The following is an 18,853-nucleotide window of genomic DNA, read 5'->3' as shown; positions in this document are numbered from 1 at the left end:
CATGTCCGGGCATCGGCGAGGCTGGTTAGCCAGCTCGTGACCGGATCGTTTCGCAGGCGATGATGGGAGGTCGGGCTTTTATTCTGCTTAAAGCCGGACGCCGGGCCGCGGAAACCGTGAAACAGGCTGAAATCCGTCTCGCCAGTTTGCTGAAAATTTTACACAACACCCGTTCAGGGGGCGAAAGTCCCCTTGCGAGGCGCGACAAGGACCCGCGGAGGTTGTGTCGCGGCGACTTCCGCTCGGTATGGCTAATTCGCCGGAATCGTCCGCTTTGTTATTTAGATCACAGTATTGGCGCCGAAATCGGCGCAGTATCCTGCAAGGAAATGCAGGTAAAGGTCGAACAAGTACATCTGCTTGATTTTTATACTCGGATTTACACGAAAGGATCCGACGAAACCTGCCAATGGCCGAGGTATACTTGGGTAGTAGTTATATACTACTTGGATTTTTGAAGGATTGTACAGAAGAGTCGTTCGTGGCGGCCTTGGCCGATCGCAGTTCTGCAAGCAGGAGATGGTTTCGCAATGCATCTTGCAATGGTATGGACGTTTAGACTTCTAAAATTATTTCAATATTAACCATTTGCGGTGGTCATTTGAAATTCGAAGGTAATTTTGGCGGCGAGCTTGCTGCTGACGGTTTGGATGCGCATTCCCACGCGCAGGCCCATGTCGAGACGGTTTCCCATCCCCACGCTCCTTCGGACGCCATTGTCGTCCCGGACGCGCATTTGCTCTTTACCGGGGATTTCAAGCGGTCCGGCGTCGACCTGATTCTTTCCAACGACGACCGCGAACTGGTCCTGCACGATTACTTCAAGGGCGAGAAGCGCGCTCCGCTGGCGTCACCCGACGGCGCCCACCTCACCGGCGATCTCGTCAACGCGCTGACGGGCCACGTCGAGTACAGCCAGGCCGACGGCAGCGCGAGCGCCGGCAAGGTCATCGGCCATGTGACCAAGCTCGCGGGCACCGCGACTGCGGTTCGTAACGGCGTCTCGATCATTCTCAACCAGGGCGACAACGTCGAAAAAGGCGACGTGGTCCAGTCCGGATCCGGTTCGACGCTCGGCATTACCTTCATCGACGGCACCGTGTTCGGCTTGTCGTCGAATGCGAGGATGGTGCTGAACGAAATGGTCTACGACCCCAACGGGTCGAACAATTCGTCGCTGCTCAGCCTGGTGGCGGGCACCATCTCATTCGTCGCCGGCGAGACCGCAAAGCACGGCGACATGAAGATCGACACCCCGGTCGCCACCATGGGTATCCGCGGCACCGCGGTGCTGGTGGAGATCGACTTCGACGTGCCGGGCCAGGGCGGCACGCCCGACGCCAAATTCCAGGTTCTGGTCGAACCGGACGGCCATACCGGTTCCTACATCCTGTTCGAAAAGGGCACGCTTACGCCGCTGGTGACGGTCGACAAGGCCGGACAGTTCGTGTCGATCCACAACGGCGATGTGAGTGTCGGGAACGCGCTGATGTCGCCCGACATCCAAAAGCTCATCACCGACGTGTTCGCCCTGAAGTTCACGGATAACACCAACACCAACACCAAAACGGCCGGACTCTCGACCGATACGGTCACGCCTCAGTCTTTCGGGCTCATCAGACTGCCGGATGGAACGGTCGCGGCTCCGTTTTTTTTGAATCCGATCCAGCCCAACAACTCGCCGCCTCCGTCGACTCCGACCGGCACAGGATCCCCTAATCAGCACGTTGACCTGCCGCCGGCGATTCATGCCTTCGGCAACGGGTTCACCGAACATGCCCTCCTTACCGGCAGTTCCGTGCTCGATACCGTGACCGGCATCATCAACTTTGTCGACATCAATCCCGGCGATGCGCCGTCGGTGAAGACGTCGTTCGATTCGTTCAGCTACCAGAACGCCCAGCACATCGACGTCACCGCGACGCTGAACGCGCAGCAACTGGCGGACATCGCGGCGGTCGAAGTCAAGCTCTCCCTGGTTCCCGACCCCGGCAACAACAATAACGGTTCGGTGGCCTGGACCTACAGCGTCGCGGACGGTGCGTTCGACTTCCTCGCCGCCGGCGAGACGCTGACGCTGACCTATCAGGGGCGGGTCGACAACAATTACGCGCCCAACGACGAGGCGAGCGTCACGTCGTTCACGATCACGATTACCGGCACCAATGACGTCCCGGTCATCACCGCCGGGCCGGAAAGCGTGGCGTATTCTGGAGGCAAATTCACCCCCGGCGGAAACCTGCCGACGATCGGAAATGCACCGACCACGGGAACGCTTTCGTTTACCGATGTCGATCTGACCGACACCCATACGGTTGCCGTGCAGCTGACGGACGCGTCAATGTCCGGACCCGGTGCAGCGACGCTTGATATGGCGGCACTTGATGCGCTGGCCCCCGCGCCCATGGCGGCATTCGAAAAAGCCCTCTCCGCGGTGGTTGCGAACGACAGTACGTTGACGGGCAGCGGGACGATCGACTGGGCGCTTGCCGACCTGCCCGTCTACCTCGCGGATTTCATCCCCACCGGCGAGGTGCTGACGCTCACCTACACGGTGACGTTGACGGATTCGCAGCAGGCCACATCAACTCAGACCATCACAGTCACGATTACCGGCACCGACGCTGCGGCTGTGGTCTGGATCGCCACCACGCAAACCGGCTCGACCGGGGACTGGAACGACACGGCCAACTGGGAAACCGGAACCGTTCCGACGGCAACCGACGATGCGATCATCATTACCGATCAGCTGCAAACGCTGACGCCGTATTATCCGGTCACGATCAATGCCGCGGCAGCCGCCAAGTCGCTGACGATGAATGATTACGGAACCCTGTTCACCAATTCTCCGAAGTTGATCAACAACAGCACGCTGACCGTTGGCGCGGGCGGAGTCAGTCTCAGCGCCGATTCCATTGTCAATAATTCCGGAACCATCAGCGTTGCCGGCCAAATGGAAGTTCTGGATCAAAGCTCGCTGCAGAACTACGGCCAGATCACACTCCAGGATGGCGGCGACTTCAAAGATAACAGTACGATCACGAATTTTGGTTCAGGAACCATCGAAGTAGCCGGCGGCACGCTCAATGTTCTGGTCGGTGTCGCCAATTCCGGCCAGATTGCCGTTGATGCAAACGCGACGATGGCGCTGAACGGCGCCACCATCACCGGCGGCATCGTCACCAACAAGAGTGGCGGCATCGTCGACCTCACCGGCACCGCGGTGCTGAAGAACGGTTCGCTGGGCAATTCCGGCCAGATCAATGTCAGCGGCATCGGCAACGAGCTTTACGGCGAGACCGTCACCGCCAACCATGCGCTCGAGGTGCTTTCCGGCGGCGCGCTGCTGATCGACCAGGGCTCGACGGTCGCCAACACTGGCGCCATCACGGTTGATGCCACCGCCACGCTGACGGTAAACGACGCCGGCATCAGCGGCGGCACCGTCACCGACAGCGGCACGCTCGACCTCACTGGGACGGCGGTGCTGAAGAACGGCTCGCTGGGCAATTCCGGCCAGATCAATGTCAGCGGCATCGGCAACGAGCTTTATGGCGAGACCGTCACCGCCAACCATGCGCTCGAGGTGCTTTCCGGCGGCGCGCTGCTGATCGACCAGGGCTCGACGGTCGCCAACACCGGCACCATCACGGTTGATGCCACCGCCACGCTGACGGTAAACGACGCCGGCATCACCGGCGGCACCGTCACCAACAAGAGTGGCGGCATCGTCGACCTCACCGGGACGGCGGTGCTGAAGAACGGTTCGCTGGGCAATTCCGGCCAGATCAATGTCAGCGGCATCGGCAACGAGCTTTACGGCGAGACCGTCACCGCCAACCATGCGCTCGAGGTGCTTTCCGGCGGCGCGCTGCTGATCGACCAGGGCTCGACGGTCGCCAACACCCAGACCACGGTGGACGGCGCGCTGACGCTCAACAGTGCGACGATCAACAACGGCACGGTGACGGTCGACAGCGGCGGCGAGATCGACCTGACCGGGTCGGGCGTCCTGAACGGCGGCCACCTCGGCAACTCCGGCCAGATGAAGGCCACCGGCAGCGGCAACGCGCTGCACGGCGAGACCGTCACCGCCAACGCCCTGCTGGAGGTGATGTCCGGCGGCGGGCTGACCATCGACCAGACGTCGACGGTCGCCAATACCGCCACCCAGATCGACAGCGGCGGCACGCTGACGCTGAATGCGGCCACCATCACCGGGGGCACCGTGACCAATCAGAGCGGCGGCACCATCGACCTGATCGGCGCCGGGGTGATCCAGACCGGCTCGCTCGGCAACGCCGGCACCATCAATGTCACCGGCAGCGGCAACGCGCTGCACGGCGAGACCGTCACCGCCAATTCGCTGCTGGAAGTGATGTCCGGCGGCGCGCTGACCATCGACCAGACTTCGACGGTCGCCAATACCGCCACCCAGATCGACAGTGGCGGCACGCTGACGCTGAATGCGGCCACCGTCACCGGCGGCACCGTCACCAACAAGGCCGGCGGCACCATCGACCTGACCGGCACCGGGGTGATCCAGACCGGCTCGCTCGGCAATGCCGGCACCATCAATGTCAGCGGCATCGGCAACGAGCTTTTCGGCGAGACCGTCACCGCCAACGCGCTGCTGGAAGTGATGTCCGGCGGCGCGCTGACCATCGACCAGACTTCGAGTGTCGCCAATACCGCCACCCAGATCGACGGCGGCGGCACGCTGACGCTGAACGCGGCCACCGTCACCGGCGGCACCGTCACCGACAGCGGCACGCTCGACCTCACCGGGACGGCGGTGCTGAAGAACGGTTCGCTGGGCAATTCCGGCCAGATCAATGTCACCGGCAGCGGCAACGCGCTGCACGGCGAGACCGTCACCGCCAATTCGCTGCTGGAAGTGATGTCCGGCGGCGGGCTGACCATCGACCAGACGTCGACGGTCGCCAATACCGCCACCCAGGTCGACAGCGGCGGCACGCTGACGCTGAATGCGGCCACCGTCACCGGGGGCACCGTCACCAACCAGGCCGGCGGCACCATCGACCTGACCGGCACCGGGGTGATCCAGACCGGCTCACTCGGCAATGCCGGCACCATCGACGTCACCGGCAGCGGCAACGCGCTGCACGGCGAGACCGTCACCGCCAATTCGCTGCTGGAAGTGAAGTCCGGCGGCGCGCTGACCATCGACCAGACTTCGACGGTCGCCAATACCGCCACCCAGGTCGACAGTGGCGGCACGCTGACGCTGAACGCGGCCACCGTCACCGGCGGCACCGTCACCAACCAGAGCGGCGGCACCATCGACCTGACCGGTGGCGGCATCGTGAAGGGCGGCTCGCTCGGCAATGCCGGTACCATCGACGTCACCGGCACCGGCAACGCGCTGGATACCGAGACCGTCACCGCCAACACCATGCTGGAAGTGATGTCCGGCGGCGGGCTGGCCATCGACCAGACTTCGACGGTCGCCAATACCGCCACCCAGGTCGACAGCGGCGGCACGCTGACGCTGAATGCGGCCACCGTCACCGACGGCACCGTCACCAACAAGGCCGGCGGTACCATCGACCTGACCGGCACCGGGGTGATCCAGACCGGCTCGCTCGGCAACGCCGGCACCATCGACGTCACCGGCAGCGGCAACGCGCTGCACGGCGAGACCGTCACCGCCAATTCGCTGCTGGAAGTGATGTCCGGCGGCGCGCTGCTGCTCGACCAGGGCACCGGCGTCACCAACGGCGGCACCGTTACCGTCGACAACACCGGCACGCTTTCGCTGAACACCGCGACCATCTCCGGCGGCACCGTCACCAACAAGGCGGGCGGCACCATCGACCTGACCGGTGGCGGCATCGTGAAGGGCGGCTCGCTCGGCAACGCCGGCACGATTGATGTCACCGGCAGCGGCAACGCGCTACACGGCGAGACCGTCACCGCCAACAACATGCTCGAGGTGATGTCCGGCGGCGGGCTGACCATCGACCAGACGTCGACGGTCGCCAATACCGCCACCCAGATCGACAGCGGCGGCACGCTGACGCTGAATGCGGCCACCGTCACCGGGGGCACCGTCACCAACCAGAGCGGCGGCACCATCGACCTGACCGGCACCGGGGTGATCCAGACCGGCTCGCTCGGCAATGCCGGCACCATCGACGTCACCGGCAGCGGCAACGCGCTGCACGGCGAGACCGTCACCGCCAACAACGTGCTGGAGGTGATGGCCAACAGCGCGCTGCTGCTCGACCAGGGCACCGGCGTCACCAACGGCGGCACCATTACCGTCGACGGCACCGCCACGCTGACGCTGAACACCGCCAGCATCACCGGCGGCACGATCAACGATTACAGCCTTGGTACCGACGGCATCACGGTCCTCGCCGGGAGCATCGACGTCAGCGGCGCGAGCACGATCAACGGTAACGCCAGCCTGAATCATGGCGGCGTGACGGTCGAGAGCAACGTGACATTGACGCTGGACAATGACACGGTGACGGGCACCACGTTCAACGACGTTGATGCCGCCACCAGCATCATTCAGATCGACGACGGCACCACGCTGACGCTGTCAGGCGCCATCATCAACGGCGGCACCATCAATGACGGCACGACCGGCGGCACCGGCACACCCAAGACTTTCGGCAGCATCGACGTCACCGGCTCGAGCAAGATCAGCGGCGCCAGCCTGAACAATGGTGGTGTGACAGTCGAGAGCGGCAAGATCCTGACGCTGGACAACGTCACGGTGACCGGGACGACGATTGCTGATCCCGGCACCATCAAGGTGGAGACCAACACGACGCTGACCCTGGCCGGGACGGATACCATCACCGGCGGTCAGTTTGCGATCGGCCAGGGCAAGGTGGCCCAGGCCGCTCCCGGCAGCGTCCTTCTCAGCGGCGTTTCGATCGGAAATCTCAAAACCGGTAATCCCCAGGTGACGTTGACCATCACGGCAAGCAGCGGCTCGCTTGCCGCGCTGTCCGGCTCCGGTCTCACGGTGGTCGGCGGGCAGAACGGAACCAACGGCACGATCGAGGTCACGGGAACGCTCTCGGCCGTCAACGCCGCGCTCGCTAGCGGGTTGACCTATAGCCCGGTCGGCACCTCGAATACGCTGGCGATGACGATCGACGACGGGTCCGGCGATACGGCATTCCGGACGGTGACGATCAATACCGCGGGCGTGTCTCCCACCTTCCAGGTTACCGACGCAAGCGGTGCGATCAGGATCGCGGGCCCGAGCGGCCAGAATAGCGGCCTGGTCGACATCACCGGCACCACCACGCTGAGCAGCGATGAAGTGTTCAGCGGGTCGGCAAACCTGAAGGTTGAAGCCAACGCGACTCTGAAGCTTATCCATACCGGCACCCATGGCGGCACGATCACGAACAACGGCACGATCGAAATCACCGGCGAGAGCGGGATCAATGGCGGCCTCCTGAACATCGGCGCCAACGGTGTTCTGCTGGTCGACACCGGCAAGCTGCTGACGCTGAACACCTCGACCGTCACCGGCGGGACGGTGACGGACAACGGCACCATCGAGGTCACCAATTCGAGCGCCATCAATGGCGCGAACCTGAGCCATGGCGGCGTTACGGTCGACAGCGGCCAGACGCTGACCCTGGACGGCACCACGGTAAACGGGACCGCATTCACCGATACCGCGACCGGGGCGGCGCTGTCGGTCGATGGCGGCGACACCCTGACGCTGCAGAACGGCGCCAGCGTCAGCGGCGGTACGTTGTCGATCGGCAGCAGCCTTGGCGTGCTCGATATCGCCTACGGCACCGCCGGCACCGGCGCGACGCTGGATCATGTCACTGTCGGCAACTCCGGCACGGTGCAGGTCGACGCCGGCACGACGCTGACGCTCCTGGACGGCACGGCCATCACCGGCGGCACGATCGCCGACCACGGCACGATCGATGCGACCGGCGACAGCAGCATCGGAACCGGGACGACCGTCAACAATTACGCGACGATCGAGGCGACCGGCGGGACGCTCAAGATCCATGACGCCGTAAACAACGCCGGCACGCTGGAAGCCAACGGCGGCACGCTCGTCGTCGATGGTGACATCAGCGGCGCGGGAACGGCCACGATCGGCGGTGGCGGAACGCTGGATCTCGGCGGCGCCGACGCGCAGGCGGTCACGTTCAACGGCCTCGGCACGCTGCAGCTCGAAGCTTCCTCGAATTTTACCGGCACCGTCAGCGGCCTTGCGACCGGCGACGTCATCTACCTGACGAATACGGCGGTCACGAGCGCGTATTTCGAGGGCCCGACGCTGATCGTGAACGGTCAGCCGACGTCGTTCCAGATCTCGGGCGTGCCCGCCGGCGACACTTTTGCCTTCAAGAGCGACCCGTCAGGCGGGACCGACCTCAAGCTGCTGCCGCAGGTGCTCGCCGTCGGGTCACCGGCTGTGGCCACGGGCGTCGAGACCCAGGCGATCCAGCTTGACTTCTCGGATTCGGTCACCGGCGCAACCCTGTCCAAGTTCGTGATCAGCGGAATTCCGGACGGCGCCATCCTTAGCGACGGCAGCAACAGCGTCGTCAGCGATGGCAGCACCCCGATCGACGTCAAGGGCTGGACGCTGTCGAGCCTTACGGTCACGCCGACCAACGACGCGAACTTCACGCTGTCGGCGATGGTGACCGCCGTCGACGGCAACGGTTATGACTACACCTTGCCGGAGAGCGAGAGTGTAACGGTGAAGCCGACGGCGCCCGCGGTGACGTGGTCCGCGAACGGATCGGGGATCGAGACCCAGATCACGCTGGGCAACGATCTTGCGGTCGCGATCGCGAGCCAGACCGGCGACAACAACACCCTGAACACCCTGACAATCAGCGGGGTGCCTGATGGCGCGACGCTGAGCGATGGTCACGGCAACAGCGTCATCAGCGACGGCAGCACTCCGATCAACGTCAAGGGCTGGACGCTGTCCAGTTTGACGGTCGACACCAGCCATGCCGCGGTTCCGGACGGCAACTTTACCCTGACGGCGACGGCGACCGAGAAGGACGGCAACGGCGATATCAGCACGACCGGGACGGCGAGCGAAGTCGTGACGGTCGACCCTGCGGCACCGACGGTGACGTGGACGGCGACGGCGTCCGGGGTCGAGACCGCGCCGATCGTGCTCGGTAACGACCTTGCGGTCGCGATCGCGAGCCAGACCGGCGACAACAACGCGCTGAACACCCTGACCATCAGCGGCGTGCCGGATGGCGCGATCCTGAGCGATGGTCACGGCAACAGCGTCATCAGCGACGGCAGCACCCCGATCGACGTCAAGGGCTGGACACTGTCGAGCCTGACGGTGGCGCCGACCAACGACGCGAACTTCACCCTGACCGCGACTGCGACCGAGAAGGACGGCAACGGCGATATCAGCACGACGGGGACGGCGAGCGAAGTCGTGACGGTTGACCCAGCGGCGCCGACGGTGACGTGGACGGCGACGGCGTCCGGGGTCGAGAATGCGCCGATCGTACTCGGCAATGATCTTGCGGTCGCGATCGCGAACCAGACCGGCGACAACAACACCCTGAACAGCTTGACCATCAGCGGCGTGCCCGATGGCGCTACCCTGAGCGATGGTCACGGCAACAGCGTCATCAGCGACGGCAGCACCCCGATCGACGTCAAGGGCTGGACGCTGTCGAGCCTGACGGTGGCGCCGACCAACGACGCGAACTTCGCCCTGACGGCGACCGCGACCGAGAAGGACGGCAACGGCGATATCAGCACGACGGGGACGGCGAGCGAAGTCGTGACGGTCGACCCGGCCGCGCCGACGGTGACGTGGACGGCGACGGCCTCCGGGGTCGAGACCGCGCCGATCGTGCTCGGCAACGACCTCGCGGTCGCGATCGCGAGCCAGGCGGGCGACAACAACACGCTGAACACCCTGACCATCAGCGGCGTGCCGGATGGCGCGATCCTGAGCGACGGCACCATTGCCCATACCATCACCAGCGACGGCAGCACCCCGATCGACGTCAAGGGCTGGACGCTGTCGAGCCTGACGGTCGACACCAGCCATGCGACAGTGCCGGACGGCAACTTCACCCTGACGGCGACGGCGACCGAGCAGGACGGCAACGGCGACATCAGCACGACCGGGACGGCGAGCGAAGTCGTGACGGTCGACCCGGCCGTGCCGACGGTGACGTGGACGGCGACGGCCTCCGGGGTCGAGAATGCGCCGATCGTACTCGGCAATGATCTCGCGATCGCGATCGCGAGCCAGGCGGGCGACAACAACACGCTGAACACCCTGACCATCAGCGGCGTGCCCGATGGCGCTATCCTGAGCGACGGCACCCTTGCCCATACCATCACCAGCGACGGCAGCACCCCGATCGACGTCAAGGGCTGGACGCTGTCGAGCCTGACGGTCGACACCAGCCATGCGACAGTGCCGGACGGCAACTTCACCCTGACGGCGACGGCGACCGAGCAGGACGGCAACGGCGACATCAGCACGACCGGGACGGCGAGCGAAGTCGTGACGGTCGACCCAGCCGCGCCGACGGTGACGTGGACGGCGACGGCCTCCGGGGTCGAGAACGCGCCGATCGTGCTCGGCAATGATCTCGCGGTCGCGATCGCGAGCCAGGCCGGCGACAACAACGCGCTGAACACCTTGACCATCAGCGGCGTGCCTGATGGCGCTATCCTGAGCGACGGCACCATTGCCCATACCATCGCCAGCGACGGCAGCACCCCGATCGACGTCAAGGGCTGGAACCTGTCGAGCCTGACGGTCGACACCAGCCATGCTGCGGTTCCGGACGGCAACTTCACCCTGACGGCGACGGCGACCGAGCAGGACGGCAACGGCGACATCAGCACGAGCGGGACGGCGAGCGAAGTCGTGACGGTGCATCCGGCCGCGCCGGCGGTGACCTGGACGGCGACGGCGTCCGGGGTCGAGAACGCGCCGATCGCGCTCGGCAATGATCTCGCGGTCACGATCGCGAGCCAGACCGGCGACGCCAATGCCCTGCACAGCCTGACGATCAGCGGCGTGCCTGACGGCGCGACCCTGAGCGATGGCACCAACAGCGTCATCAGCGACGGCAGCACCCCGATCGACGTCAAGGGCTGGGCGCTGTCGAGCCTGACGGTGGCGACGACCAACGACGCCAACTTCACCCTGACCGCGACGGCGACCGAACAGGACGGCAACGGCGACATCAGCACGACCGGGACGGCGAGCGAACATGTGTCGGTCAACCCGACCGTGACGCTGACCGGCCTCGACGGCAACAACGACGCGGTCGAAGGCACACAACTGGTCGCGACCTTCGACGATCCGAACGCCGGGAGCGACATCACCTACACCTGGACGGTCGGCGGCCACGCGGTGCAGGGCGCCACCGGCAATACCTACACCCCGACCGAGGCGGATGAAGGCCAGGCGATCAGCGTGTCCGTGTCGTTCCAGGAGACCAACGGCGATTTCAAGACCGGTTCGGCGTCGGCCGGCACCGTGCAGGAGAGCGCCGCGGATCAGACGCTTTCGCTGAGCGGACTGGATACCAACCACAACGCGGTGGAAGGTCAGCAGATCACCGCGGCGGTGAACGATCCGGATGCGGGCAGCGGCATCACCTACACCTGGACCGTCGGCGGCCAGACGGTGCAGGGCGACAGCGGCAATACCTACACGCCGACCGAAGCCGACGAAGGCAAGACCATCAGCGTGTCGGCGTCGTTCACCGACAGCCACGGCAATGCCGAGACGCCCTCGGCGTCGGCCGGCACCGTGCAGGAGAGCGCCGCGGATCAGACGCTTTCGCTGAGCGGACTGGATACCAACCACAACGCGGTGGAAGGTCAGCAGATCACCGCGGCGGTGAACGATCCGGATGCGGGCAGCGGCATCACCTACACCTGGACCGTCGGCGGCCAGACGGTGCAGGGCGACAGCGGCAATACCTACACGCCGACCGAAGCCGACGAAGGCAAGACCATCAGCGTGTCGGCGTCGTTCACCGACAGCCACGGCAATGCCGAGAACCCCTCGGCGTCGGCCGGCACCGTGCAGGAGAGCGCGGCCGATCAGACGCTTTCGCTGAGCGGCCTGGATGCCAACCAGAACGCGGTGGAAGGTCAGCAGATCACCGCGGCGGTGAACGATCCGGATGCGGGCAGCGGCATCACCTACACCTGGACCGTCGGCGGCCAGACGGTGCAGGGCGACAGCGGCAATACCTACACCCCGACCGAGGCCGACGAAGGCAAGACCATCAGCGTGTCGGCGTCGTTCACCGACAGCCACGGCAATGCCGAGAACCCCTCGGCGTCGGCCGGCACCGTGCAGGAGAGCGCGGCCGATCAGACGCTTTCGCTGAGCGGCCTGGATAACAACCAGAACGCGGTGGAAGGTCAGCAGATCACCGCGGCGGTGAACGATCCGGATGCGGGCAGCGGCATCACCTACACCTGGACCGTCGGCGGCCAGACGGTGCAAGGCGACAGCGGCAATACCTACACGCCGACCGAGGCCGACGAAGGCAAGACCATCAGCGTGTCGGCGTCGTTCACCGACAGCCACGGCAATGCCGAGAACCCCTCGGCGTCGGCCGGCACCGTGCAGGAGAGCGCGGCCGATCAGACGCTTTCGCTAAGCGGCCTGGATAACAACCAGAACGCGGTGGAAGGTCAGCAGATCACCGCGGCGGTGAACGATCCGGATGCGGGCAGCGGCATCACCTACACCTGGACCGTCGGCGGCCAGACGGTGCAAGGCGACAGCGGCAATACCTACACCCCGACCGAAGCCGACGAAGGCAAGACCATCAGCGTGTCGGCGTCGTTCACCGACAGCCACGGCAATGCCGAGAACCCCTCGGCATCGGCCGGCACTGTGCAGGAGAGCGCGGCCGATCAGACGCTTTCGCTGAGCGGCCTGGATAACAACCAGAACGCGGTGGAAGGTCAGCAGATCACCGCCGCGGTGAACGATCCGGATGCGGGCAGCGGCATCACCTACACCTGGACCGTCGGCGGCCAGACGGTGCAGGGCGACAGCGGCAATACCTACACCCCGACCGAAGCCGACGAAGGCAAGACCATCACCGTGTCGGCGTCGTTCACCGACAGCCACGGCAATGCCGAGAACCCCTCGGCATCGGCCGGCACCGTCGGCGCCGCGCCGCCATCCGGCGGCAGCACCCAGCCGGTGGTTGCCTTCTCCCCGGCGACGCTCTCGTTCGCGCCGGACAATCTCCAGCATTTCGTCTTCCCGGCGTTGACGATTTCAGATCCGGGGACGGGCATCGACCATGCGACGGTGACGTGGACCACCGGTGACGGTGGCGGCATCTCGTTCAACGGGCTGTCGTTCACGGGCAATGTGGTGGACGACATCAGGGTCACCCCCGATGGCAACGGATACGACTTCACTGCACTTGCCGGGGCCACGACGGCCGACTTCGTCGATGTGCTCAGCCACATCACATTCCAGTCGTGGAATCCGCAGACGGCGACCTTCACCGTTACCGTCAGCGACAGTGGCGACAGCACCACCGACAGCGTCACCGCGACGTCCACGGTCGATGTTTTGGTGCCGCCGACCTGGGAAGTGTGGACCGGCGGCGGCGATGGCGGCGACTGGAATGACCCCACTAGCCCCAACGGCAGTAACTGGAGCCTCGGCCGTGCTCCGATCTCGACCGACTACGTCTATATCGGCGGGAATGCGACCGTCAGCGACGATCTCAACGAAAACGGGACCGATCAATCCGTCACCCAGCTGCATATTCTCTCGGGCACCACGCTCGACCTCTCCAATTCCGGCGCTTCCGGCGGCTCCGGCCCTTCGTACACCTTCGACGTCACTGGCGCTCAAGACCCCGCCAATGACGTCTATGAAGCAGTGCAGAACGCCGGTCTGATCGATGTCCAGAATGCGACCTTCGACATCACCGGCAACACCTTGAATACCGGAACCATCCAGGCCGATGGGACAGGCGCCGTCGTCACCTTTGGCGCGGTCGATGTCGACGGCAGCGGCGGCACCATCGCCGCTCTCGGCGGGCTGGTGAATCTGGACGGGACCTATGTCCAGTACGGAACGCTGTCGATTGACAGCAACAGCACCGTCGATGTCGAGACGGCCAATCCCACCACACTGGATGACGTTGCCGTCAACGCCACCGATACCACCAGCATACTTGAAGTCACGACCACGGCGTCGCTGACTCTCGAAGACGGCACGACGATTACCAACGGCACCTTGACGATCGACAGCGGCAGCACGCTCTATATAGAAGCCGGTCTGACCAACGGCCTCGGCGCCACGCTGGATGGCGTCAGCGTCAGCAATTCCGGAACCATTCAGGTCGACCTCAATTCGTCGCCCACGACTAGCACATTGACGCTCGATGACGGGACCACGATCACCGGCAGCGCGCTGTCGATCGGCAGCTCCGGCGTGCTCGACATCGAGGCCGGTCCCAACGGCCCCGTCTACGGCGCTACGCTCGACGGCGTCGCGGTCAGCGATAAAGGCGCCCTCGACATCGGGGACGTGACCTCCGGCGCGATCCTCACGCTTGACGACGGCACGACGGTGACCGGCGGCGGCACGGGTACGCTGACCATCAACTCCGCCAACACGCTCGACATCGAGGCCGGTCCCAACGGCCCCGGCTACGGCGCTACGCTCGACGGCGTCGCGGTCACCGATAATGGCGCCCTCGACATCGGCGACGTGGCCTCCGGCGCGATCCTCACGCTCGACGACGGCACGACGGTGTCCGGCGGCGGCATTGGGACGCTGACCATCAACTCCGGCGATACGCTCCACATCGAGGCCGGTACCAACGGCCTCGTCCACGGCGCTACCCTCGACGACGTCCAGGTCAACAATTCCGGCACGATACAGGTCGGAAGCACAACCGTCGTCGTCGATGCAACGCTGACGCTCGACGACGGTACCACGATCACCGGCGGCACGCTCTCGATCGACAGCGGCGATGCCCTGACGCTCCAAGACGCTTCCATCGTCGGCACCGCGATCACGCTCTCCGGCACCGGCGACACGCTTGCACTGGATTCGTCATCGACCATCACCGGTACGGTCTCCGGTTTTACCAGCGGCGACATCATCGATTTTACCGGAATCGCTCCCGGCCAGCACCCGCAACTCAGCTACGACAGCGGCTCCGGCGTCCTGACGCTTGGGTCTCAAAGCATCACGCTCGCCGGCACCTACCAGGCGTCGGACTTCGTGCTTGTGGGAGATCATAATGGCGGCACGGAAGTACTGTTCCAGCCGACCGCCACGATCACGGTACTGACGTCAGCCGGTCTGGATTTCCAGACCAAACCCAATCCGTTGACGGAGATGGGGTCGGGCACTATCCAGTCCGGCGCGGGCGGTTCGACATTCACAATCGTCGACAGCGGCTCGTCGAACGAGTTTGTCTTTGACGGATATAACTTCAGCTATGACGGCAGCGGCCACGTCACCGGCGGCACCATCACCGCGATCCACGAATTCGACGCCGGCGGCAACCCGATTGTGGACTTCACCGGCCAGTTCGATGCCGCTTCGTGGATGGCCGACGTCAAGGACGCGGCGGCCGGCGATTTCAGCGAGTTGAATACGCTGGTTTCGTCCTACAATTTCAGCTTCGTCGGCAACTCCGGACCCGACGGCTTTGGCGGCGCCGGCCATAATGAAACGCTCAATGGCGGTGCCGGCAATGACCTGCTCGATCCCGGCGCCGCCGACGGCGGCCAGCACACCCTGACCGGCGGCGCCGGCAGCGACACGTTCGTGTTCGGCGCCGGCTACGGTGCGGTCACGATCACCGACTTCGATCAGGGCAACAGCGGCTCGTACGACCCAACCGAAGCCGATCAGATCCAGCTGAAGAATCTTGCCGGCGTTACGCCGAGCGTGAGCGATGATGGCCACGGCAACGTCACGGTTAATTTCGGCAACGGCGACATTCTGACGCTGCTCGGCGTGACGACGGCCGAACTCAACGCGTTCAATCCAGTCATCGCTGCGGGCGTCAGCCAGCCGGGAGCGATCCAGATACCGGCCGGCACACCGGACGGCAAGGGTGGTTACGTTCCGGTCATCTCGAGCAATAACTTTACGTTCAGTGATCCGGACCCGTTCAACACGCACACCGTCAGCAGTTCGTTTGACAGCGCTGCCAGCAATCTCGGCGCGCTCGATGCGCCGATCGGCGAGTTTTCCGCGACACTGCTGAGCGATTCGAGCAGCGGAACTCCGGGCGTCGTCAACTGGAGCTTTACGCTGAACTCGACAGACCTTCTGCTGCTCGACAATGCCGGCCTGATGCCGAGCTTCGACGAAGTCTACGATGTAACCGTCAATGACGGTCACGGTGGTACGGCTACGCAGCAGATCTCGATCCAGTTCGATGGCGCGGCATTGCCGGCAACCGTGGACGTTATCTCGGGAGCGATCGCGCCGGTCAGTGCAACGACCGCGACGAGCGAACTCTTCCAGCTTCAAGGTGCCAGCATTTCCGGAAGCTCCGGAAATGGCCTGTCGATTTCATCGACCGACAGCAATTCGTCGGACCATATCGTTGTCGAGACAGATCCCCTCTCTTCCATTTCGGTATCGGGTGGTTACGACGGCATCAGTCTTAGCGGCGGAGCCGCAGGTCTCGTCGTCTTCAATGCCGCGTCCTCCATCTCCGCGACTGGAATCGGCAGCGTCGGAATATATGCATTCGGGACCGGCAATGTCGCGGTCAACGATCTGGCGAACACCAGCGTGTCGGGCGGCAAATACGGTATTTTCGCCGATTCCGGCAACGCCGGCAACGGCACCGCAGACGTAGCGGTCAACGTTTACGCGAATGCAACGGTCACCTCGACCGTCAGCTATGGAATCCTGGCACTCAACCTTGAAACCGGGAACATCAACGTCACGACCTCGTCAGGGGACCTGATCACATCCGGCAGCGCCGGCATTAACGCGGTCAACGAGGACACGTCGATCGCGCTTTCGGCAAACAGCGTCATCGACGTCAATGCTTCCGGGACGATAAATTCGGGCAGCACTGCCACGAACTCCGGAAATCCCCCCGCGGGTATTTTGGCCGGTTATTTCGGACCCGGCCCAAATAATCCCGCCACCTATCCCCTTTCCGGTCTTTACGGCACGGTTTTCGTCAACAACTCTGCCAATATCAACGCGGCCGCCGGGGATGGCATCCGAGCCTACAATTATGGCGACGGCAACATCACGGTAAATGACACCGCGGGAACGATCACGGCGCTCGGCGGTACCAGCCCGACCAATGGTTATGGCTACGGCATATCGGTGGACAATTTCGGCACCGGCAACAGCTACGTGACGACCGCGGCGGGCACCGAGATACACTCCGGTGGCTCCGGCATTTACGCCAATGATGCGGATGCGACGGCTCCGCCCGGCGGCCCCGGCGTCATCTCCATTGTGGCCTACGGCACCATCATATCGGGCGACATTCCGACCGGCAGCGGAAAGGCAGCAGCCGGTATCCTGGCGGGCTACAACTTCAACTCGACGGCTGATGCCAGCGATCTTGGCAATGTGAGCATCGATGATTTCGCCGCGATCACCGCTGCCGCCGGTACGGACGGAATTCGCGGCTACAACTACGGCACCGGCACCGTGACGATCACGGTCGAGTCCGGCGCGACCATTGACGGACCACGCTATGGCGTGGACGCGTTCGGGCAGGGCGGCAACGTCAGCGTGACCAACCATGGCTCGATCACCGGAGGTACCGACGCAATCGATGCGACGACCACGGGCGCGGGTACTGCGAACGTCGATAATTTCGGCGATCTGACCGGCGACGTAGTTACGTCCGGCGGTTCGACGATCACGAACGAAATCGGCGCAAACTGGTCCCTTAACGGGAGCAACGCATTCGGAGGTTCAAGCAGCCTCACCAATGCCGGGACGATCGACAGCAATGGGACGTCGAGCTTCTCCGGACTTTCGAGCCTCATCAACACCGGGACGATCGAGGTGCAATCGGGCAGCCTCAAAATCGGTTCGACGAACGGGATATCGGGAACGGGTTCGTTCAAAATCGATGCCGGCACGACCCTGGAGATTGCGTCCGGAGCGTCATCCGGTCAGACCGTGACCTTCAACAGCACAACCGGAATGCTGAAGCTCGACAACGCCCAGAACTTCCACGGCGTAGTCTCAGGCTTCAGCACAACCGACGGAACGCAGGCACACTCGGACCAGATCGATCTCGCGAACATCAATCATGACTCGCTCAGTTTCAGCGAAACGTTCAATACCGCGAATGATGTGCTTACCGTCACCGATGGCACGAATACCGCCAATATCCAGTTCACGGGCAATATCGGCAGCCTGAGTTTCGTAGACGACGGAAATCCGATCAACGGCGTGAGCGGGACGAGCGGCACGATTGTCTTCGATCCGCCGGCTGCCAACAGCTCGCCGCCGAGTGCCGCGGTCGCGTATGGTCCTGGTCCGGCGACCAGCAATACGATCGTCGCAAGTGTTCCGAACCAGACCTTGACCGGCGGCAGCGGCAGCAATGCCTTTGTGTTCAACTTCGCGGGCATCGGCCAGGACACCGTGGCCAACTTCCATCCGGCTACAGATACGCTTCAGTTCGGCGGTGCGATTTTTGAAACCGCGCAGGCGGTCCTGAACGCGATACAGGATGACGGCCACGGAAACACAGTCGTCACCCTGGATGCCCACGATGCGATCACCTTGTCAGGGGTCGTGAAGGCGCAACTACACGCCGCCGACTTCCACTTCGTGTAGGGTATCTGCCGGGCGAAACCCGGCAGG

General features: G+C 64.1%; 1 protein-coding gene. It reads left to right on the top strand.

The annotated features are described in order from the left end of the window. The first annotated feature begins 601 nt into the window (after nt 1–601). Nucleotides 602–18,826 (top strand): hypothetical protein, encoded by an 18,225-nt coding sequence (locus B5527_RS36015; RefSeq protein WP_154072700.1) that lies wholly within the window; start codon nt 602–604, stop codon nt 18,824–18,826. Nucleotides 18,827–18,853: the final 27 nt, after the last annotated feature.

The sequence above is a fragment of the Bradyrhizobium erythrophlei genome (assembly GCF_900129425.1).
Taxonomy (GTDB): domain Bacteria; phylum Pseudomonadota; class Alphaproteobacteria; order Rhizobiales; family Xanthobacteraceae; genus Bradyrhizobium; species Bradyrhizobium erythrophlei_C.
This window is presented reverse-complemented; position numbering and strand designations above follow the sequence as displayed.